We start from the raw sequence: 20,896 nt of genomic DNA on the forward strand, positions 1-20,896 counted from the left end.
TTTTTAAATTTTAATTTATTAAAAATTAGTTCTCATGAAAACTTTTATATTGACAAGAAAAATTATTAGTAGTAAAATAGTTTCCACGCTAACTATTTTGGAGGATATTATGGAAAATAATTTATCTAACATAAAAAAATTATTAAATGACCTTGAAAAGTACTGTACAAAAAAAGCCAAGTTATATGACGTGGAAAATTTGGCAGGACCTCAGGGAAAAGTACTTTATTATCTATACAAAAATAAGGACAAAAAAATTTTTGTTAAGGATATAGAAAAAAAATTCGATATGACAAAGTCAGTAACTAGCAACTTACTTAAACGTATGGAAAAAAATAATTTTATAGAAATTATTCCATCAAAAAAAGATAAACGTTATAAGCAAGTTGTCTTGACAAGCTATGCAGAAAATAAAATACCTAACCTACTTCTATTTACAGCCGATGTTCATAGCGTATTGGGTAAAGATATTTCAAAAGATGATTGGCTAATTACAAAAAAAGTTTTAAAACAATTAGCTGAAAATATTTTAAAAGAGGAGAACAGCGATGTTTAAATTATTAAAAAAATTGACAAAAACAGAACTACTATTTGTTCTAATATCGGTAGCTTTTGTTTGTGCTAATGTTTGGTTAGAATTGGAAATACCAGCATTTATGTCAGAGATAACAACCCTACTGGGTACTCCTGGCACAAGTGCAAATGATATTTTTTCATTTAGTATTCACAGTCCAGGAATGAAAATGCTCTACTATTCTTTATTAAGTTTTATAGCTTCTGTTGTAGTAGGATTTTTCTCATCAAGAGTTGCCGCTTCATTTACAAGCAGAATACGCTCAGAAATATTTCATAATATACTAGACTATTCAGAAACAGAAATTAAAAAATTCGGTATTCCTAGTTTACTAACAAGGTCTACAAATGATATTACTCAAATTCAAATTTTAATAACAATAGGTTTGCAGGTTGTAACAAAAGGTCCTATCATGGCTATTTGGGCTATGACTAAAATAGCTGGCAAGGGTGTTGTTGAATGGATGTGGGCAACAGCCGTTGCAGTTGCTTTTCTAGTTTTTGTTATTGCCATCTTACTAACTTTAGTCTTTCCTAAGCAAAGAATTATTCAAAAGATGACAGACAACTTAAACTTAATCACTAGAGAATCATTAACTGGTATCCGTGTTGTTCGTGCCTATAATGCCGAAGGTTATCAAGAAGAAAAATTCCAAAAAACTAATGATGATGTTACAAGACTAAACTTATTTGTTACTAGAATTTTATCTGTTATGAACCCCGTAATGTTATCAATATCTAGCGGTTTAACTTTAGCTATATATTGGATTGGTGCTTTCTTAATAAATGACATTAAGATACCCCAAGACCCTAGCAAGATAGAACCTGCCATGCGTGAAAAACTAGCAATATTTTCTGATATGATAGTATTCTCATCTTATGCCATGTTGGTAGTAATAGGTTTTATGCTTATGCTGGTAGTCTTTATGATTTTACCAAGAGCCATAGTTTCTGCCAAAAGAATTAATGAAGTTTTGGAAACTACAAGTTCTATTAAATTTAACAAAAATACACAAAAACATTCTCAAGAAAAGGCTACTGTAGAATTTAATAATGTTAGCTTCAGATATTCTGAAAGTTCAGAAGCTGTCCTTGAAAATGTATCTTTTAGAGCCGAAAAAAGTCAAACTGTTGCCTTTATAGGTTCTACTGGTTCTGGTAAATCAACCTTGATTAATCTTGTTCCAAGATTTTATGACGCAACGAGTGGTCAAATAAAAATTAATGGCAATGATATTAAAAATTATTCAAAAGAAGATTTACACAACATAATAGGATATATACCACAAAAAGCAGTCCTATTTAGTGGTAGTGTAAAATCTAATATACAAATGGGAACTAGTAAGCAAGAAAATCTAAGTGATGAGGCTATTTGGGCAACCCTTGAATTAGCCCAGAGTAAAAACTTTGTTGAAGCTAAAGAAGATGGTTTGAATGCCCACGTTGCTCAGGGTGGAACTAATTTTTCAGGGGGTCAACGTCAACGTTTGGCTATAGCTCGTGCCTTGGCAAGAAAACCGGAAATTTTAATTTTTGATGATTCATTCTCAGCACTCGACTATAAAACAGATAAAATTCTGCGTGAACAACTCAAAGAAAAAACAAAAGATACAACAAAATTAATAGTTGCACAAAGAATTTCTACTATTATTGATGCCGATTTAATTATTGTTTTAGAAGAAGGTAGAGTCGTTGGTCGTGGCACTCATGAAGAACTATTAAAAACTAACAAGGTCTACCAAGAAATTGCCTACTCTCAATTATCTAAGGAGGAATTAGAACATGAAAAAAAATAATACTTCTTTCTTTGGAAAATTAAAAAACCATACGCAAGGCTTCCAATTAGGATTTATTGTCGCTATTATTTTAGCTATTGTTTCTGCCATTACGACAGTAATTGGCCCCGAAAAATTAAAAGAAATTACCAATCTTATAGTAGAGGGAATAAAAATTAACAGCGACGGAACTTTTTCTAATATTGATATAGACAAAGTTGTAAATATAGCCATATTTTTAACAATTCTCTATTCAATATCGGCACTTGCAGGCTATGCTCAAAGTTTTATAATTGCAACCATTGTCCAAAAATTTAGTAATAGACTTCGTAAACTTATCTCGAAAAAAATAAATAGTCTACCCCTAAAATACTTTGATTCACATTCACAAGGAGATACCCTATCTCGTGTTACCAATGATGTTGATACGGCTAGCCAGTCTTTAAATCAAAGTTTATCGCCAATTATTTCATCAACAATACTAATTTTGGGTGCAGTATTTATGATGATTAAAACTAATTTTACTATGGCTATGACTGCAATAGGTTCTGTTTTTATCGGTTTTGCCTTATCTGTAATAATTATGATTTCATCGCAAAAAATCTTTAAAAAACAGCAAACTAACCTAGCCCTAGTAAATGGTTATATAGAAGAAATTTATTCTGGTCATAATGTTGTAACTAGCTACAACGCTATAAATCAAAGTAGCAATGAATTTAATAAACTGAATAGTAAACTCCATAAAACTATATGGAAATCTCAATTTATATCTGGTATCATGATGCCTATGATGATATTTATAGGTAACTTTGGTTATGTTATGGTCTGTGTGGTGGGAGCAATCTTGGTTATTGACGGAAAAATTACAATAGGCCATATCGTAGCCTTTATGACCTATGTGCGTATTTTTTCACAACCCCTATCACAACTTGCCCAAGCAGGAACACAAATGCAATCTGCCAGTGCAGCCATGGGACGTATCTTTGAATTTTTAGAAGAAAAAGATATGCAAGATGACAGCGACAAAAAACGTCAATTAGACCATATCAAAGGAAATGTAGAATTTAAAAATGTTTCATTCGGTTATAGCGAGGAAAAAACAATAATTCATAATTTCACAGCAAAAGCAAATGCCGGGCAAAAAATTGCCATAGTCGGTCCAACTGGAGCTGGTAAAACTACCATAGTAAACCTATTAATGAAATTCTATGAAATTAATAAGGGGGCAATAGAAATAGACGGTGTCGATATTAAAAATATGAGCAGGGCTGAAATCCACGACGCTTTTTCTATGGTTCTTCAAGACACTTGGTTATTTGAAGGAAGTGTCCGTGATAACCTGGTTTATAACCAAAAAAATATTTCTGATGAAGATGTTAAAAAAGCTACAAAAGCAGTCGGCGTTCATCACTATATCAAAACTTTACCCAATGGTTATGACACTATCCTAAACGATGCTAATAGCCTTTCAGTAGGACAAAGACAGCTAATAACTATTGCCAGATCCCTACTAAAAAATTCACCACTTCTAATACTTGATGAAGCTACATCATCTGTGGACACTCGTACAGAACAAATAATTCAAAATGCCATGGATACATTGATGAAGGGACGTACATCTTTCGTTATAGCCCACAGACTTTCAACCATTAAAAATGCAGACTTAATACTGGTTATGCGTGAGGGTAATATTATCGAACAAGGTAACCACGATGAACTGATTGAACAAAATGGTTTTTATGCCGAACTTTATAATTCACAATTTGAAGAGGGTGAAGAAGAATAAAAAAAGCAGAGTAAAATTTACTCTGCTTTTTTCTATCTATATTTTTAATCTTGGGCTAAATTTCTAAGCACATACTCATCAAAAAAGTGTTCTTGTAAAACTTCTTTTTCAAACTTGCGATATTTTTTAATTTCTTTTTTACTTGCCAGCATATCAAAAAATTTATTTTGACAAGCTAGTGGAGTTACTGGATTTAAACCAGACTGTCCGTAATAAACTTCCGCTTCTATATCTTTTACATAGCTTAGAACATCTATTTTTTCTAAAGACTTGAACATTTCATCTTCTTTTTCAATGTTGTAGCGTAGATAATTTCTTAGGGGTTCGTAATAGCCTGTATCCTTATCTTCAACTACAATAGTTTCAAAATCACAGTTATCGATATTAGCGATAAATAATTTATCTATTTTTTTACTAACTGCACTTGCAACAGCTAGACATGCAGCACCCTGACCTACTCCAAAGCCGTATATTTTTTTTGAAGAAAATTCTTTTTCTAAAATACTTACTAGGTCTAAAGTATCTTGATAAAGATTTAAGAAATAATCATTTTCTAAAAAAGGTGCATAGATAGACCAGCTTTGTTCATTGCTACTTTTTCCGATTTGACCCCTAACGTGTAAAGAACATACGGCGTAACCATGTAGGGCGTATCTACTCAAGTTTAGGTAATCTTTAGGTGATATCTTGTAGTCAGCAACTTCTAAAACTACCGCCTTTACTTCTCCTTTAGGAAGGAATAAGTCTGCATAGATATTAGAATTATCTCCTGCTAAAAAACTAAGTCCGTAACAGTCAGCACTAGGATGCCCCTCTAAAATATTTGTTTTGTTATAAGTAAATTCTCTTTTGTATTGTAATTCCATTTTACACCCCTTTATTGTTTGCCAATAAAAATTCTAGCATTTTGTCATTAAAATCTGGCATTCTCTCATGGGCAAATTTTTTATATAAAATCATTTTTTTCTTACTCTTGATATTATTATAAACTGCATATTGGGTAGGTATAGGACAAACTAAATCTATTTTGCTTCCTGCAAAAAGAACATCTGCTTTTATCCTAGGAGCAAAATTTTTCGTATCTATGTAGGCTAGTCTTTTGAAAAATTTTTCGTCATGCTCGCCAGTGTTGTTGAACCAACGAGCATAATAGCGTAAACCTTCGTAGGCTAGCAAGTCTAAATCCATGTCATATACTTTTTTCATATCTGACAAGAAAGGATATTGAATAATACATTTTTTTATATCAGGATTTAAGCCTGCACAAATCGCAGAAAAAGCTCCACCTTGAGAACCACCAGCACAATTTATATTATTTTCATCAATAAAATCTAAGTCTTTAGCTATCCTAACAAGTAAACACACATCTAAAATATTTTTACGATAAAGCATATTATCTAGGCTATCATCTAAACCTGCTACTATATGGCCTGCTACTGTTGTGCCCTTAATTCCTCCAATATCTTCACTCCTCCCTCCTTGACCGCGAAAATCCATAGCAAAAGCTACATAGCCTAAAGAACAAAAAGCACTTTTTTTAAACCAATTTCTGCTGCAACCTGGATAACCGTGGAAATAAAATAGGGCTGGTAACTTTTTAGAAGTTTTTGGTTTTATTAACTTGGAATATATGCTAGCACCGTCAAAACTTTCAAAAGTTAGATGAAAATACTCTATATCAGAAAAATTATATTCTTCTGCCCTCTCTAAATTATATTTTAATGGTATACTTTCAATAAATTTTAGTTGCTCGTCCCAATAAGTATCAAAATCATCTGGTCTGGGATAAGATCCCTTGTAATCTTCTAAAAACATAAAAACTCCTAATTAAAAAATGGACTTATAGCTCCATAAAGAGCTGCATCATTATCTAGCTGTGCTACTAAAAATTTAGTTTTATTTGTTTTTATAGAATTAATCTCTCTTACTTTTCTTTCTATAAGATTGATAATATATTCTCCCTGCTTAGATATTGCACCACCTATAACCACATATTTCGGATCTAGTATAAATAAAATATTAACCAAGCCTAGTGCTAATTCTTCTAGCCACTCATCAAGTATTCTAAGACAGTCTTTATTTTCATTTCTACATTCAACAAAGAAATCTTTAACACTTAAGTTTTCGTCATATTCTGCTTTTATTTTATTAGCCAAGGCTATGGTAGAAGCTCGCTGTTCATAAGTAGTTTTAGTTTTAGGGTCATAAAGACTTCGTCCTACTTCGCCAGCTCCAAAATTAGAACCAGTCAAAATTTCTTTAGCATAGTAGGCTCCGCCTATACCTGTTCCCAAGGCTACGCAAAATACTTCTTCTAAACCGCAGGCCGCACCATTAATTAATTCTCCTCGCAAGGCACAATTAACATCATTATCTACAAAAATTTCTAGGTCTAATTTTTCTCCGATTTCCTTTTCAAAATCAGTTCCGATATAATTTTTTATAGTAGGAGTAGCAGAAATAACTTTTTTCCTTAGTGTATCTATTACACCCGCTGATGAGATACCAACTTTTTCAAAAGAATATTTTCCTCTAATTTCCTTAGAAATTTCTACTATAAGATCTGTAATTTTTTTCTCCACATTGTCAGGAGTATCTGCAACTTGTCTATAAATTATATTTTTTTCTTTATCTACTACTGCGAATTTAATAGTTGTTCCTCCAACATCAACAGCTAAATACATAATTTCCTCCTTAAAATTTAATATGTTATTTTAATATCATTATACACAAAAATAAAAATTTATGCTAGTATTATTTTCTATAAAATAAAGAATGATAGCGTATTTGTTCTTGACATAAGATTAAAAAAAGTATACAATATAAATGAAAATAATTTAATGTGTTAAATTCTAAAAAATAAGGAGATTGTTCATGAAAGACTTAAAAGGTGTTTATTCTGCATTATTAGTCCCATTTGATAAGGAGGGAAATCTATTAGAAGATGGACTAAGAGAAGTAATAAATTACAATATCAACGTAAATAAAGTTGATGGTTTATATGTAAACGGAAGTAGTGGGGAAAATTTTTTACTAAATACCGCTACTAAAAAACGTATTTTTGAAATCACAAAAGAAGAGGCTGGAGATAAAATTAAACTAATAGCTCAAGTTGGCTCTCTTGATTTGAATGAAGCTGTTGAACTAGCTAAATTCACAACTGAATTGGGTTACGACTCACTATCAGCTGTAACTCCATTCTACTACCAACTTTCATTCGAAGAAATAAAACACTACTACCAAACAATAATTAATGCAACAGACAACACAATGATTCTGTATTATATTCCATTCTTAACTGGTGTTAAAATTAGTTTAGACCAATTTGCAGAATTATTAGACAATGAAAAAGTTATCGGTGTTAAATACACTGCCGCTGACTTCTACCAATTAGAACGTTTCAGAAAGAGATTCCCTGATAAGTTAGTTTGGTCAGGATTTGATGAAATGCTTGTTCAAGCCGCAGTAAGTGGTGTAGACGGAGCTATCGGTTCTACATTTAACGTACAAGGAGCCTTAAGTAAAAAAATATTCCACCTTGCTAAAGAAGGTAAGCTTGAAGAAGCTTACCAATTACAACACAAAGCAAATGACCTTATCGAAAAAGTTCTTGAACTAGGACTTTATCAAACTCTAAAAGAAATTCTAAAAATCAAGGGTGTAAATGCAGGACACTGCAAAAAACCTATGAAAGAATTTGACACAGAAAAATTACCAGAACTAAGAAAACTGGTAGAAGACTATAACCTATAATATATTCAGGTTAAATATAATTTAAAGCCTACTAAAAATAATATGATTGAAGCCTGAGAAATTCTCGGGCTTTAATTATAGATAAGGAAATGAGGGAAAAATATGCTAATAAAAAGTAGAAAAGTTTGGCTATCTGGTCAATTTTTACCACTAATCATAGAAATTATAGACGGAAAAATAACTTCTATCTTTGAATACGATGAAAATAAAAGTGTAGATTATGACTTTGGAGCAAATAGAATCTTGCCCGGTTTCATAGATATACACACACACGGAGCTTACGGTTTCGATACAAATGACGCCGACAAAGAAGGGCTTAGCAAGTGGGCAAAGAATATTGGTGAAGAGGGCGTTACAGCATTTTGTCCAACAACCATAACACAAACAGAAGAAGTTTTAACTAAGGCTGTGAAAAATGTAGCCGAACTTATGGCTGAAGATTATGAGGGAGCTGAAATATTGGGTATCCACTTTGAAGGTCCCTACCTAGATGTTGAAAAACGTGGTGCTCAACCCCTATCTTGTTTAGCCAAACCTAGTGTAGACCAATTTAAAAGATTTCAAGCAGCTAGTAAGAACAATATTCGCTTAATTACCATAGCCTGCGACCTAGACCCTGACTACAAACTAACTAAGTATCTTGCCGCTCAAGGTATAAAAGTTAGCATGGGGCATTCATCTGCAAACTACAAACAAACTGCCCTAGCCTTTGCAAATGGAGCCAACTCACAAACTCATGTTTATAACGGTATGACAGGTTTCCACCACAGAGACCCGGGACAAGTAGGTTACGCCTATTTTTCAGATGACAGCTACGGAGAATTAATATGCGATGGTATCCACTCTACACCAGAAGCAATAAGTATCTTCTTCAATGCCAAAGGAAAAGAACGTAGCATCTTAATAAGCGACTCTATGAGTGCTAAAGGTTTGGGTGCTGGAGAATATATTTTTGGTGGCGAAAAAGTTATCGTGCATAAAGACGGTAGTGCCACTCGTGAGGACGGTAGACTAGCAGGCTCAACTGCAAGCATCATAAAAAGTTTAAAAGTCGTTGTAGAAGAAGCATTAGTTCCTATCACATACGCAATTAATGCCTGCACCAAAAATCCAGCCAACCTTCTAGGTATCGGAGATAGAAAGGGTAAAATAAAAGTAGGTTACGATGCAGACCTTACAATAATTTCAAATGATTATGAAGTAATAACTACCTTTGCAAGAGGGAAAGTTACATATAAAAATAAATTTTATTAATAAGGAGAAATAATATGCAATATAATGTATATAAAACAAAAAAAGAGGCTTCTATGGCTGCCTTTGAACTAATGAAAAAAAACTTAAGTTCAAACGTAACTCTAGGACTTGCTACGGGTGATACACCCAGAGACTTATACAAGGCAATGATAGAAGATTATAATAAGGGCGGTTTTTCTTATAAAGATGTAAAATCATTTAACCTAGATGAATATGTAGGCATCTCTTATGAACATCCAGAATCTTACCACAAGTTTATGGAAGCTAACTTATTCGACCATATTGATATAAAAAAAGAAAATACTCATGTCCCTGACGCAAGTGCAGAAAATTTAGAAAAAGCTATTGCAAATTACCAAAATCTCTTAGATAATAGCATTATAGATATACAAGTATTGGGTGTGGGAAGTAACGGTCATATCGGTTTTAATGAACCCAATACTCCTTTTGATATCGGTGTCCATCTTGTGGATTTAAAAGAAGAAACAATTTTAGCAAATTCAAGATTTTTCGACAACAATATAGACCTTGTACCAAAACAAGCTGTAACTATGGGCATAAATGACATTATGAAAGCAAAAATGATTATACTACTTGCATTCGGAAAAAATAAAAAACAAGCTATAAAAGAATTATTATCTAACTTAGAAGTTTCTACCTCTATACCATGTACAGTTTTAAAACAACATGCCAACCTACACATCTTTGTCGATGAAGAAGCAGACTACCAAAGATAGAAGTCTAAGGAGATTTATGTAAATGGTTAATATAATAAAAAGTTTTAAGGTGGGAGAACTCCCTGCCCCACAGGGTTATGAAAAAAATATTGGTGTTGCCAATATGCTGTGTGGCATTATAGACAATAAAATTATTTTGGGTGGCGGAGAAAACTTCCCTTACAAGTCAGTATTGGATGGCGGAGATAGGGTAATCCATAAATTCCTATACCTTATAAGACCCATAGAAAATTCATTTCATATTATTGACAAAACAGAATTTGAAAGACCAGTAGCCTACGGCTCTACCGTTGAATATAACAATATTATTTTCTATGTTGGTGGTAATAGAATTTTAAAAATAAATGTTATCAACAACAAGCTTCACCTCCAAGAATATGTAAATCTACCTTTTAACATAGAGAGAGGTATTGCCCACATTCAAGGCGGTATCATCTACTACGGTTTGGGTTGCATAGACGGAGAATATACAAATAGATTTTTCTCCTTTAATATCTTTACAAAAGAAAATATTGAACTACCATCATTCCCAGCTTCTGGTAGAGAACATTCAGTATCAGCTATCTTCGGAGACGAAATAGTAGTATTCGGTGGTGCTAATCAAACAGCCTATACAGAAGGCTACAAGTACAACATCAAAAAGAAAATTTGGACAACTATAGGAGATGTTGAAATCGACGGAGAGAAAATTTCAGTTATCGCTGCTGGCTACACCAAAATTGATGACGACACCTTGGTAGTAGTAGGTGGTTTTGCAAAAGAAAGATGGGATGAAGCAAACTATAAACTTAGCCACTTAAGAGGAGAAGAAAAACAAGAATTTAGAAAATTTTATTTCACCCAAGAACTTGACTACTATAACTGGAATAAAAAATTATTATTCTATAATCACAAAACAGAAACTTGGTCAAGTCCAGGTGATATAGATTTCAATCCAAATTGTGGTAATGCACTTGTGCTAATAAACAATAGTTTATACTCTATTATGGGAGAAATAAAACCTGGTATCAGAACTCCAGAAATACACAGAATAGTCTTAGACAAATTAAATTACAAAGAAAAAGAACTATACTAATATAAAAATAGTGTGGATAAAAAATCTGCACTATTTTTTATTTAAAATTTTTTACGAACCTAAATAAATTATTATCTAAAAAATTTTTATTAATACTAAAAAATAAAAAATAGCTGTAAAATTTTACAACTATCATTTTTTATATTTCTCTACTATTTACATCAATAAAATCATCACTTTTTTTATAATTATCAATCTTGCCATCTTCCAAGGGTAAATTGTAGGCTAAAAAGTAATAAAAGAAAGCAGTTAAAGCAAAAGAAAATATTACACTAAAGAACCAACAGGTTCTTACATTTACTACTTTATAGCCAAATCTATTGGCAATTCCTTTACAAACTCCAGCAAATATAGCACCCTCATTAGCCCTATAAATACCAAAAAAAGAAGCTATGGCTGTAAATGGTTTTTTAAAAGAACTTTTTTTATTCAAAATCTTTGCTCCTTATATTTTTGAATTTTATAATTTAATTTATGTATTTTTATATTATGCCACAAAAAATAAATATTATCAAATTTAAAAGCAAAAAGTAAACTTTACTAATACAACTAAACTTAAATATATTAATATAGTTATAACTTTTAATATAATAAATATATGTTATAAGTACCATATAATTAACACTTTTGAAATTATAATCATTTATACAAAAAATTATAACTAGATAGCAAACTTTTCAAAATTAAATCACATAAATTTTTTCCATATTCAAATATCTTAAAATTATTAAAATAAAAAGCTAAGCTATAATTTTTTCAAGCAAGATAAAAGCTAAATAAAAATTTTACGGCTATAGTCCCTAACATAAAATTTAAAAACTAGCCTAAAAACAAAAAATTATATTATATATTTTCTGGAAAAAATATAAATTTAAAATAATATTTTAAAAGTAAATCACATAAATTTTTTCCATATTCAAATAGCAAATATCTTAAAATTATTAAAATAAAAAGCTAATATATAATTTTTCTTAAATTTTAAATATAAGTAAATAAAAAGTTACATCTTCAAGAAAAGCTTGTTTATAAATAACAAGTAACTTCTTAATTTTGTAACTTTAAATTTAATATTATTAACTTAGCTATATAGAAAAATAAAAAATATTTATAATTCTTCTTTTATCTTTTCAAGTAGGGCCTTGCAACCTAAAAGGACATCTTCATAAGTTTTGTCAAAGTCCTTAGTGTGCCAAGGGTCTGCTATTCCTCTTTTAAGTCCTGCATATTCTAGTAGCATTTTCACTTGACCGCTAGGTCTTTTTCCGATAAATTTTTGAATATTTTTTATATTGCTTTCGTCCATAGCCACTATATAGTCATTAGCCAAATCTCTATCTTCTAAGGTGCGAGAGTACATACCTGCAACAGAAATATTTTCTCTTGCCAACCTTTCTTTTGTTCCTTGATGAACTGGATTGCCATGTTCCCAAGAACTTGTTGCTGCTGAATCTATTTCTATCTGCTTGCTAAGTCCCTCCTCTTCAACCATTTTTCTAAATACCGCTTCTGCCATGGGTGAACGACATATATTGCCAAGGCAGACAAATAAAACTTTTACCATTTTTTCCCTCCTTTTTCAATTTAATTATATACTATTATAAGATTTTTATATAATATTTAACTTAGGCAGGGAAAAATTTTATGAAATATGAACATTATGTGAATAAATATTATTTTTTAGCAAATATTAGAAAAGTTTATTATTTTTACATGAAATTTTTATTATATTCTTATATAATAGTATTTGATAATTATTATCAATTAAACTTAAGGAGGAGCTATGAAAATTGACAAAAGAGCCCTTGCTCTATTCTATATAAAAACTGAAGTTTATCTCATTGCCTTTTGTAAGGTTCTAACTTTCCTTTCTTCTTTATACCTTACCTACAATTTTGTAGACTTATTATTCAAACTAATAAATAAAAATGCAGATTCTTCTTATCTCACCCTATTTATACTAAGAAGCCTTTTTGCCCTTATAGTCTACTACTTGGCAATGTTTTTTGACAATAAAATTTCCCATGAAATTGCTAAAAAAGTTCGCAACTTGTTACGGACAGAAATTTATAACAAGATAGAAAAATTATCCCTAAACTATACAGAGGCCGTTTCGACAAGTAGCTTGCTGGTTATGAATTCTTCTTCCATAGTAAGTATCGAATTATATTTTAATAAGTTTATACCCCAGGTTTTCGCAACAGCTCTTATAGTTATATCTTCTTTGGTCATATACGGTTTTATTAGTATCTGGCTTAGTATTGCCATGCTAATTCTCTATCCCTTAATACCCCTATCAATTATGATTATTATTAAAAAATCAAAAAAAGCTAATAAAAAAACTTTTACAGATTTTCTTAGCTTGTCGGAAGTATTTTTTGATAGGTTGCAGGGTTTTACGGTAGCAAAAATTTATGGCAAAGAAGCTAATGTCAGCCATGAAGTTGATAAACTTAGTTTGAATTATCGCAAGTCTACAATGCAACTCTTAAAACACCAGCTAAATTCTATCAATGTAATGGACGCTATTACCTATCTTTCTATTTTTATTATGTCTATTATTGCCATCTTGACTTTGGATAATCCTATTTTTATTATCTTTGTTATTGTTGCCAGTTTTGAATGCTTTAAGCCCTTGCGAGCTATGGGCGGACTATTCCATATTTCTATGAAGGCTAGTGTCGAACTAGAAAACATTTATAAACTCCTGGACTACAAAGAAGATGCAAAAGATAAAAATATCAGACTTGCTCCCGGTTATGATATAAATATTAATAATGTCGATTTTGCTTATGACAACAAGAAAAAAATCTTAAAAAATATAAATATGACTTTTAGAAAGTCAGAAAAAATTGCCCTTGTTGGTGAAAGTGGTTCTGGAAAATCTACACTTATAAAACTTTTACTGGGCTTAAAAAGGGTGCAAAAAGGTTTTGTAAAATACGCCGACTATAATTTGGCAGATGTGGACTTTAAAGAATTAGCAAAAATTATAACGCTTATTACAAGTGATAGCTATCTTAATGCAGACACTATCCGTAATCATCTAGCAGTTAATGAAAACATTAGCGAAGATGAAATGTTTGAAGTTTTAGAAAAAGTAAATCTAAAAGACCTAGTCTTAGAAAATGGAGGTTTAGACTATAAATTAGCAGAGGGAGCTGCTAACCTTTCAGGAGGGCAAAGGCAAAGACTTTTGGCGGCCAAAGCCATACTAAAAAATTCCTATATCTATATTCTTGATGAGTCTGTATCCAACATTGATGATTATAGCAAAAAATGTGTCCTAGCTGCCTTTGATAGTATCAGCAAGGATAAAATCATACTTATTATTTCTCACGACTTAGAAGTTACTAAAGACTGCGACAAGATATATGTTCTAAAGGACGGAAAAATTTTAGAAGAGGGTAGCCATATAGAACTTATTAATAAGAATAATCTTTATGCCAACCTATCCAAAGAACAAACTAGTCTAAAAAATAAATTTCTTGCAAGGGAGGTAGAATAATGACATCACTAGCTAGTTTAAAACAATTACTAAATTTAACAAAAGAACTTAAAAAGCCCCTAATAAAAGCAACTATTTTCGGTTCTCTTGCCCACATCAGTCTTCTTGTCTTTACATTTCTATTAGCCCTAATCTTTTTAAACAGGGGCTGGTCTGTTTACCTGCTGGCTGTCTTAGCCTTTTTGCTAGCCTTTATCAAAGGGTTTTCAGCCTATGCAGAACAACTTTTAAATCACTACGTAGCCTTTAAGATACTCCACATTTTACGTATCAAGGTTTTAGAAAAATTCAAAAAAATATCCCTAGACAAGTTTCTAAAAAATAATTCTGGCGACTACATGACAGTTATTACTAACGATATAGAAATATTAGAAGTTTTTTATGCCCATACCATAAGCCCATTTTTTATATTTTTAGTCCAAACCTTTGTGCTAACCACATTCTTAGCTTTCTTTAGTCTGAAATTAGCCTTGCTTCCCCTAATCATATATCTAATAATGGGTCTTGCCCTGCCCCTGATTTTTAAAAATTCAGCTCAGAGATACGGCGATAATTACCGTAAGCAACTGGCAGATATAAATAAGAACTCTAAGGAAGAAGCCTATTCTATATTTGAAAGTATCCAATACCAAAAAATAGATGCTGTTAAAGAGAAACTAAATAAAGAAACTGAGACCCTAACTAGTAGCTCTTATAGAAAAAATCTTTTTCAAATAAATCTTAACTTTATAAATATGCTAATTTATAATTTGGCTGTCATATCCTTTATATTTGCCGCAAAAAAACATCTAAGTGATACAAATACAATAATAGCCCTTGTCGCTATGTTTATAGTCTCTTTTACCCCTATATTTTATATGGGTAATCTAGCTTCTACCCTTAGTCCAACAATGGCAGCAGGAAAAAGATTTTTAGAACTGATAAACCTAGCTGAAGAAGAGGAAAACTCTGGTAATATAGTTGACTTCAAGGAATTAAAAGTTGATAAACTTAACTTTAGTTACGGCAAGAAAAAAATAATAGATAACCTAAGTTTTTCTGCTAAAAAGGGGCAAATTGTCGGCCTTGTTGGCGACAGTGGTAGGGGAAAATCTACCCTGGCAAAATTAATAATGAAGTTCCTCCCCCTTGAGGATGGTCAGATAAAAATAGACGGTGTCGATATTTCTAAGATAGACAATACCTATTTCAGAAAAAATTCCTCTATCATTATACAGGATACTTATATGTTTAATACGACTTTGGCAAAAAATATTGCCCTCTTTGATAAAAAAATTGATAATGAAAAATTATATGCCAGTTTAGAAGCAACCAATCTTAAAAATTTCGTCCAAGCTCTGCCAAAAAAAGAAGAGGAAATAATTGGCGAAGGTAGTAGTAATATCTCTTCTGGGCAAAAACAACGCCTATCAACTACTCGCTCCCTATACAGCAAGTCAAAATTACTAATTTTAGATGAGGCAACTGCCAATATAGATATCTTTAGTGAAATTGAATTGCTAAAAACATTGGAAAAAATAAAAAAGGATAAAATTATCCTTATAATTTCCCACAACAAATCCACCCTATCTATTTGCGACAAGATAGTTGAAATATAAAAAGACCTATGACGGGTCTTTTTTGGTAGAAAGTTTTTATGCTAGCTGGTATGATAAAAATTTTTAATTAAAGTAAATTTAGATTTTTATTAGCTAGCTAATTAATAAAATGATAGAAATAAAAAATGCTAATAAAAGCTAGTAAGGTATAGGCAAGTAAAATAATATTCTAGCCGGGGCTACCAATTTATATTATTAGAAGCTGGTCAAAAATAAAAAACTTGCTAGACAAATGTCTAGCAAGTTTTTTTGTGTAGGTATTATTTTACCCATGCTCCATTTTCATCTACTAAATAGCCATCTGGAGTATATTCATTAACTGCCATGTAGCCACCTTGTTTTAGGTAGTACCAGTTTCCGTCAGTGTGTTTAACCCACTCATTTTGAGCCATGTAGCCTCCTGGATTTAGGAAGAACCAAGACCCGTCTACATATCTCCAAGTGTTCTCGGCCATTTTTCCGTCGTTATCGAAGTAGAACCAAGAATTGTATCCTTTGTCGAATACCCAGCCCTTAGCCATAGTTCCATCTTCTTTATTGTAGTGCCAAGCTCCGTCTTTTTTAGCAAATCCTGGAGTGAATGTGTCAGCAAGACCGTATTCAGCATTTAATTTAGTTAAGTAGTTATCACTTAATCCTGGAACTTTAGATTCTACATAGGCTAAGGCTTCTTTTAACTCATCTACATATTTTTTATTATATTGAGCTACTGCCTTATAATATTGAGCATCCCCAAGTAGATTTACATATTCTGGATCTCCTACTTTTGCACCACTTACAGCAAGTTTTCTAGCCGCTTCAGAGTAGTCGAATTCAGCCTTTCTTAACTCTTTTTCAGCTTCTTCTAGTTTAGCCTTAAAGTTACCTACACTTTCAAGCAACATTCCTAAAGCTTTTCCAGCTTTATCTCTAGCTTTCTCAAGATCTTCTGTATTACCATCAGCTTTTGATGCTTCTAGCTCAGCTTTATATCTTTCAAGATAAGCAAGATTAAGTTCTGTTGTAGCATCCTCTACTGCCTTTTTGGCTGCTTTGATTTCAGCTAGTTCTTTAGCTTTATGTTTCTCAACCAATGCAAAAGCACCTTGAGCCACAGTTAATGCATCCTTATCCATATCTAATTTTTCTTTTAAATCAGCTAATTCTTTCTCAGCTTTTGCAACTTTCATTAACTCTGTTTGTAAATCTTCGTCAGTGTAGCTAGGTTTTGTAGTAGAAGTGTATTTTCCTACATTAAGTTGGGCTAATGCAAGTTTTCCTTCAGCCTCCTTAACCTTAGTTTCAGAATTTTTAACTTCTTCTTCAAATTTATTAACCTTTACTTTAGCATCTTCTAACAATTCTTGATGTTTTTTCTCTAAATCTTTATAGCCTTCTTTTTTAAGTAGCATCATTAGAGCATCATTAGCGTCTTTAACTTTTCCTTCAGCCGCCTTAATAGCTTCGTCAGATTTGTATTTAGCTAATTCGCTAAGTTTGGCTTGGGCGTTTTGTGGTTGTGTAAAAGCTGTAACTGATGGTAATACTAAACCAGCAACTAAAGCTGATGCGATTAATTTTTTGTTCATAAGCATGAATCTCCTTTAATAATATATTTTATGTTCTAATAATACCACCATATTATTGAGATGTCAACACTTTTATTAATCATTTCATTACAAAAATGTTACAAAAATGTTACAAAGCTATATATATATATATATATTAGGCTTCTTCAAAAATAATTAGCATTTTTGCCCTAAAACTGTTAGGCAGTGGTTGCAAAATAATTACTTTAGACTTGCAGAAGTCTTACAGACAGACCCAGAATAATTTCTTCTATATAAATATAAAAAATAAATATAAAAATAATTCTAAGTTAGGAAACTGGCCAATTCTATTCTTATAAATTTTCTTACAATATTTTCCTATTAACTTTTGATAAAATAATTACAGAAAAAATAAAATATTTATTATTTTTATAATCTAATAATGTAGATTTATCAGAATATACAGATATGTTCATAGATTTTTCTCCTAAATAAAATCGCCCACTAGTTATAGTAAGGAGAATTAGCCAACAAGATGACCTACTTACCTTAGGCTTAAACTTTCATTGACTGCTTGCTACTACACAGTCTATGTTCCCCCATAACCGAATTAGCCACTAAATATTACTAAAAGTCAATATCTCTGAAATAAAGATTTATTTAATATTTTTATTTATTTTTGCTAAAATTAAAAGCCAATCTGATTGGATTTTAATATTTTATAAATTTTATTTTTTATGTAAGATTAATAAATTATTTTCTAGCTTATAACTTATAAAACCTTACGCCCAGTTACCTGCTTTAAATATTGCTACTTCTTTGCCCTCTTTTGTTATTCCTACTATGTTTGTAGTCTTATCCCCTATCATAAAGTCAACGTGAATTAAACTGTCGTTAGCTCCAGCTTGAGCTAGTTCTTCTTCTGACATATTTTCTCCATTTTCTAAACAAGTCGGATATGCTTTCCCTAGGGCGATATGGCAAGATGCATTTTCATCGTACAGAGTTTCTAAAAACAGAATATTTGTATTTGAAATTGGTGAATGGAAAGGAACTAGGGCAATTTCTCCAATACTTTTTGCACCTTCATCTGTTTCTAGTAAATTTTTTAGAACCTCTGCTCCTCTTTTTGCAGCAAAGTCAACAACTTTTCCATTTTCAAATTTTAACCAGAAGTCATCTATTAAAACTCCGCCATAATTAAGAGGTTTAGTATTATAAACTATTCCGCTAGTAATATCCTTATGGGGCAGGGTAAATACTTCTTCTGTTGGAATGTTGGCGACAAATCTTTCTCCTGTTTTACCTGCGATACTTCCTGCACTTTGCCAAATGTGATTGTTTGGAAGCCCTACATATAGGTCTGTTCCGTTTTCGCTTCTTATGTGGATTTTTTCAAATTGGCTAGAGTTTAAAAAATTTCCTTTTTCATCAAGTATAGAAATATGTTCTTCCCAATTTGCTATACCGTCGCCATCAAGGCGGCAAGCAGTCAGTATCAAGTCCCATAGTTTCAAATAGGCTTCTTGGTCTGCTAAGTCTGGGAATAATTTTTTAGCCCAAGCTACTGAAGATGCTGCCGTTACACACCAAGGACATTCATTATTCATTATAGCTTTCATATAGTTACGCAGGGCTTTTGCACGGGCTAGCATATCCGTTTTTAATTTCTCGCTATCAACCCCTGCCAAACCGTCTGGGTCATCACTTATTATAGATATAAAGCCAGCAGCGTTTTTAACTGCTTCTTCATTTTTAGATACCAACCATTCTGGAAATTCTGCTAGACTTTCCTTGCTGGCATAAGTTAGGCTTTGTCTTTTTAATTTTTGGTCATTCCAGTCAATACTAACTTTTTTTGCTCCTAACTTATAGCATTCTTCAGATACTTTTAGGGCAAAATCTCTTGCTTCGATACTTGAGCGAATAACTATCTCCTGTCCTACTTGTGTATTGATACCTATTTTTGCAACAACTTTTGCATAATTTTCTATTCTTTGTTCTAATGTCATACTCGCAACTCCTTTTAAAAATTACCCTAATTATACCACAGCTTGTAAAGTCTACCAACTAACTATTCTTAAATTATTTTAAAGAAAAGATATTTAAGCCTACAAATTCTCTAAAAGTTTTTTTAATTTATTAGCTAATTCCCCTAAAATTTTCTACTAATAAACTAATATTTTTTTAAAATTAATTTAAAAATTTTTCTAACAGAAGTAAGTGTCAAATATACTTGACAAAATTCACTAGAAAATATAAAATAAAAACATAAGCAAGAGATATTACGAAACTCATATAAAAAAGACAGGAATTGCAGTTCCTGTCTTTTATTTTTTCGAGGCTAGTTACTTATATTTAATTCTATCTAGCCATTTGCAAATGTAATAAGCAAAAAGATTTAACATAATAGAATTTATTAAAGATATTACGAAACTCATACTACCACCTCCCTCTGTTACGAGTTTAGTGTTTAAGTAACAAAAATATTGTAGCATAAACTAATAAATAAAAACAAAGTAAAAAATAAAAATTTTAAAATTATTAAACTATACAAAATTTATTACTTAAAAATTACTAGCCTTGCTAAAAATTTTACAAAAATTTTTATAAAAACTTGCTGATAAAAACCACGTTTAATTAAACTTTATAAAATTAGATTTTAAAAATTTATTTGCTAAAATTTTTAAACCTATAAAGCTCTTTTAAAATAAAATATTAAAAATTAATCACTTCTTTCTAATATTATTTTATATTGTTATTACTTATGTTATAATTGTCTTGAGATAAAATTAAGCGAGAATTTCTATGCCATCAAAAAAAACACATTTAATATCCAATATTTTATTCTGCCTCTACCTAGTATTTTTAACTTGGATTATTATTTTCAAATTAGACCTGGATGTTTTTTCTTTTATTAAAAATCATTCTGCAAGAAATATCAATCTTCTTCCCTATGCCTATATGAATAAACTGGAGGTATTTTTAAATATTTTAGTATTTATTCCCTTTGGTATTTATGGCAAAATTATTTCTGATAATTCTAGTGGACTGTCCGTGATTTCCTACGCCTTTAGTCTTAGCTTTTTTTACGAAGCATCCCAGTACATTTTTGGTGTTGGTTATAGCGACATTACCGACCTAATAGACAATACTCTGGGTGCAATAATAGGTGTTCTACTTTTTAAAATACTAAATTTAACTTTTAAGGAACATACCCAGACCCTAGTAAACTTTTTTGCCCTAGCAGTAGTTTTCGCTTTTCTTTATGTATTACATAGCTATCATTTACTATAAATAACTTTTAATCT

The 20,896-nt window shown here is 31.3% G+C and carries 17 protein-coding genes; 10 read left to right on the plus strand and 7 right to left on the minus strand.

Annotated elements, in window-relative coordinates:
• Window positions 1-109: 109 nt before the first annotated feature.
• The 3 genes from KMP12_RS01030 to KMP12_RS01040 are packed head-to-tail and all read left to right on the plus strand — an operon-like array spanning window position 110 to window position 4,134.
• Window positions 110-556, plus strand: coding sequence for a MarR family winged helix-turn-helix transcriptional regulator (locus tag KMP12_RS01030; protein WP_215755888.1), 447 nt, complete (start codon window positions 110-112; stop codon window positions 554-556).
• On the plus strand, window positions 549-2,369 hold the full coding sequence (locus KMP12_RS01035; protein WP_215755889.1) for an ABC transporter ATP-binding protein: 1,821 nt from the start codon (window positions 549-551) through the stop codon (window positions 2,367-2,369). Before KMP12_RS01030 ends, KMP12_RS01035 begins: the two co-directional genes overlap by 8 nt.
• Entirely contained in the window at window positions 2,356-4,134 is a 1,779-nt protein-coding gene (locus KMP12_RS01040; protein WP_215755890.1) for an ABC transporter ATP-binding protein, read from the plus strand. Before KMP12_RS01035 ends, KMP12_RS01040 begins: the two co-directional genes overlap by 14 nt.
• A 44-nt stretch (window positions 4,135-4,178) precedes the next feature.
• On the opposite strand, the gene KMP12_RS01045 is transcribed toward KMP12_RS01040, so the two are convergent.
• From KMP12_RS01045 to KMP12_RS01055, 3 genes are read right to left on the minus strand one after another with little or no spacing between them, the layout of a single operon-like run.
• The gene (locus KMP12_RS01045; protein ID WP_215755891.1) at window positions 4,179-5,000 is read right to left on the minus strand and encodes an acetylxylan esterase; all 822 of its coding nucleotides are present in this window, start codon (window positions 4,998-5,000) and stop codon (window positions 4,179-4,181) included.
• A 1-nt stretch (window position 5,001) separates the two neighbouring features.
• A complete protein-coding gene (locus tag KMP12_RS01050) occupies window positions 5,002-5,949 on the minus strand; it encodes an acetylxylan esterase (protein ID WP_215755892.1) in 948 nt (315 codons plus the stop codon).
• Between the two features lie 8 nt (window positions 5,950-5,957).
• Window positions 5,958-6,818, minus strand: a complete 861-nt coding sequence (locus tag KMP12_RS01055) for an ROK family protein (RefSeq protein ID WP_215755893.1) — start codon at window positions 6,816-6,818, stop codon at window positions 5,958-5,960.
• Window positions 6,819-7,008: 190 nt separating this feature from the next.
• Here KMP12_RS01055 and KMP12_RS01060 point away from each other — a divergent pair, with 190 nt between their 5' ends.
• From KMP12_RS01060 to KMP12_RS01075, 4 genes are all read left to right on the plus strand, one after another.
• Window positions 7,009-7,887, plus strand: a complete 879-nt coding sequence (locus KMP12_RS01060) for an N-acetylneuraminate lyase (RefSeq protein WP_215755894.1) — start codon at window positions 7,009-7,011, stop codon at window positions 7,885-7,887.
• 102 nt (window positions 7,888-7,989) lie between these two features.
• Window positions 7,990-9,141 (plus strand): N-acetylglucosamine-6-phosphate deacetylase, encoded by a 1,152-nt coding sequence (gene nagA / locus KMP12_RS01065; RefSeq protein ID WP_215755895.1) that lies wholly within the window; start codon window positions 7,990-7,992, stop codon window positions 9,139-9,141.
• 14 nt (window positions 9,142-9,155) lie between these two features.
• Window positions 9,156-9,878, plus strand: coding sequence for a glucosamine-6-phosphate deaminase (gene nagB / locus KMP12_RS01070; RefSeq protein ID WP_215755896.1), 723 nt, complete (start codon window positions 9,156-9,158; stop codon window positions 9,876-9,878).
• A gap of 22 nt (window positions 9,879-9,900) precedes the next feature.
• Complete coding sequence (locus KMP12_RS01075; protein ID WP_215755897.1) at window positions 9,901-10,953, plus strand: cyclically-permuted mutarotase family protein; 1,053 nt, start codon at window positions 9,901-9,903, stop codon at window positions 10,951-10,953.
• 139 nt (window positions 10,954-11,092) lie between these two features.
• Here the strand turns inward: KMP12_RS01075 and KMP12_RS01080 are convergent, their stop codons facing one another.
• Window positions 11,093-11,386, minus strand: coding sequence for a PspC domain-containing protein (locus KMP12_RS01080; protein ID WP_215755898.1), 294 nt, complete (start codon window positions 11,384-11,386; stop codon window positions 11,093-11,095).
• Window positions 11,387-12,058: 672 nt separating this feature from the next.
• Entirely contained in the window at window positions 12,059-12,514 is a 456-nt protein-coding gene (locus KMP12_RS01085) for a low molecular weight protein-tyrosine-phosphatase (RefSeq protein WP_215755899.1), read from the minus strand.
• A 219-nt stretch (window positions 12,515-12,733) separates the two neighbouring features.
• Between KMP12_RS01085 and KMP12_RS01090 the strand changes: the two genes are divergently transcribed.
• On the plus strand, window positions 12,734-14,458 hold the full coding sequence (locus KMP12_RS01090; protein ID WP_215755900.1) for an ABC transporter ATP-binding protein/permease: 1,725 nt from the start codon (window positions 12,734-12,736) through the stop codon (window positions 14,456-14,458).
• Window positions 14,458-16,056: an ABC transporter ATP-binding protein gene (locus tag KMP12_RS01095; RefSeq protein ID WP_215755901.1), complete on the plus strand. Its 1,599-nt coding sequence runs from the start codon at window positions 14,458-14,460 to the stop codon at window positions 16,054-16,056. The genes KMP12_RS01090 and KMP12_RS01095 overlap by 1 nt, the downstream gene beginning before the upstream one ends.
• Before the next feature lie 260 nt (window positions 16,057-16,316).
• On the opposite strand, the gene KMP12_RS01100 is transcribed toward KMP12_RS01095, so the two are convergent.
• Window positions 16,317-17,624 (minus strand): N-acetylmuramoyl-L-alanine amidase family protein, encoded by a 1,308-nt coding sequence (locus KMP12_RS01100; RefSeq protein WP_215755902.1) that lies wholly within the window; start codon window positions 17,622-17,624, stop codon window positions 16,317-16,319.
• Between the two features lie 743 nt (window positions 17,625-18,367).
• Window positions 18,368-19,597: an aminopeptidase gene (locus tag KMP12_RS01105; protein WP_215755903.1), complete on the minus strand. Its 1,230-nt coding sequence runs from the start codon at window positions 19,595-19,597 to the stop codon at window positions 18,368-18,370.
• Between the two features lie 796 nt (window positions 19,598-20,393).
• Between KMP12_RS01105 and KMP12_RS01110 the strand changes: the two genes are divergently transcribed.
• Window positions 20,394-20,882 (plus strand): VanZ family protein, encoded by a 489-nt coding sequence (locus KMP12_RS01110; RefSeq protein WP_215755904.1) that lies wholly within the window; start codon window positions 20,394-20,396, stop codon window positions 20,880-20,882.
• Window positions 20,883-20,896 lie beyond the last annotated feature (14 nt).

The organism is Gemella sp. zg-1178 (assembly GCF_018790995.1).
Lineage (GTDB): Bacteria > Bacillota > Bacilli > Staphylococcales > Gemellaceae > Gemelliphila.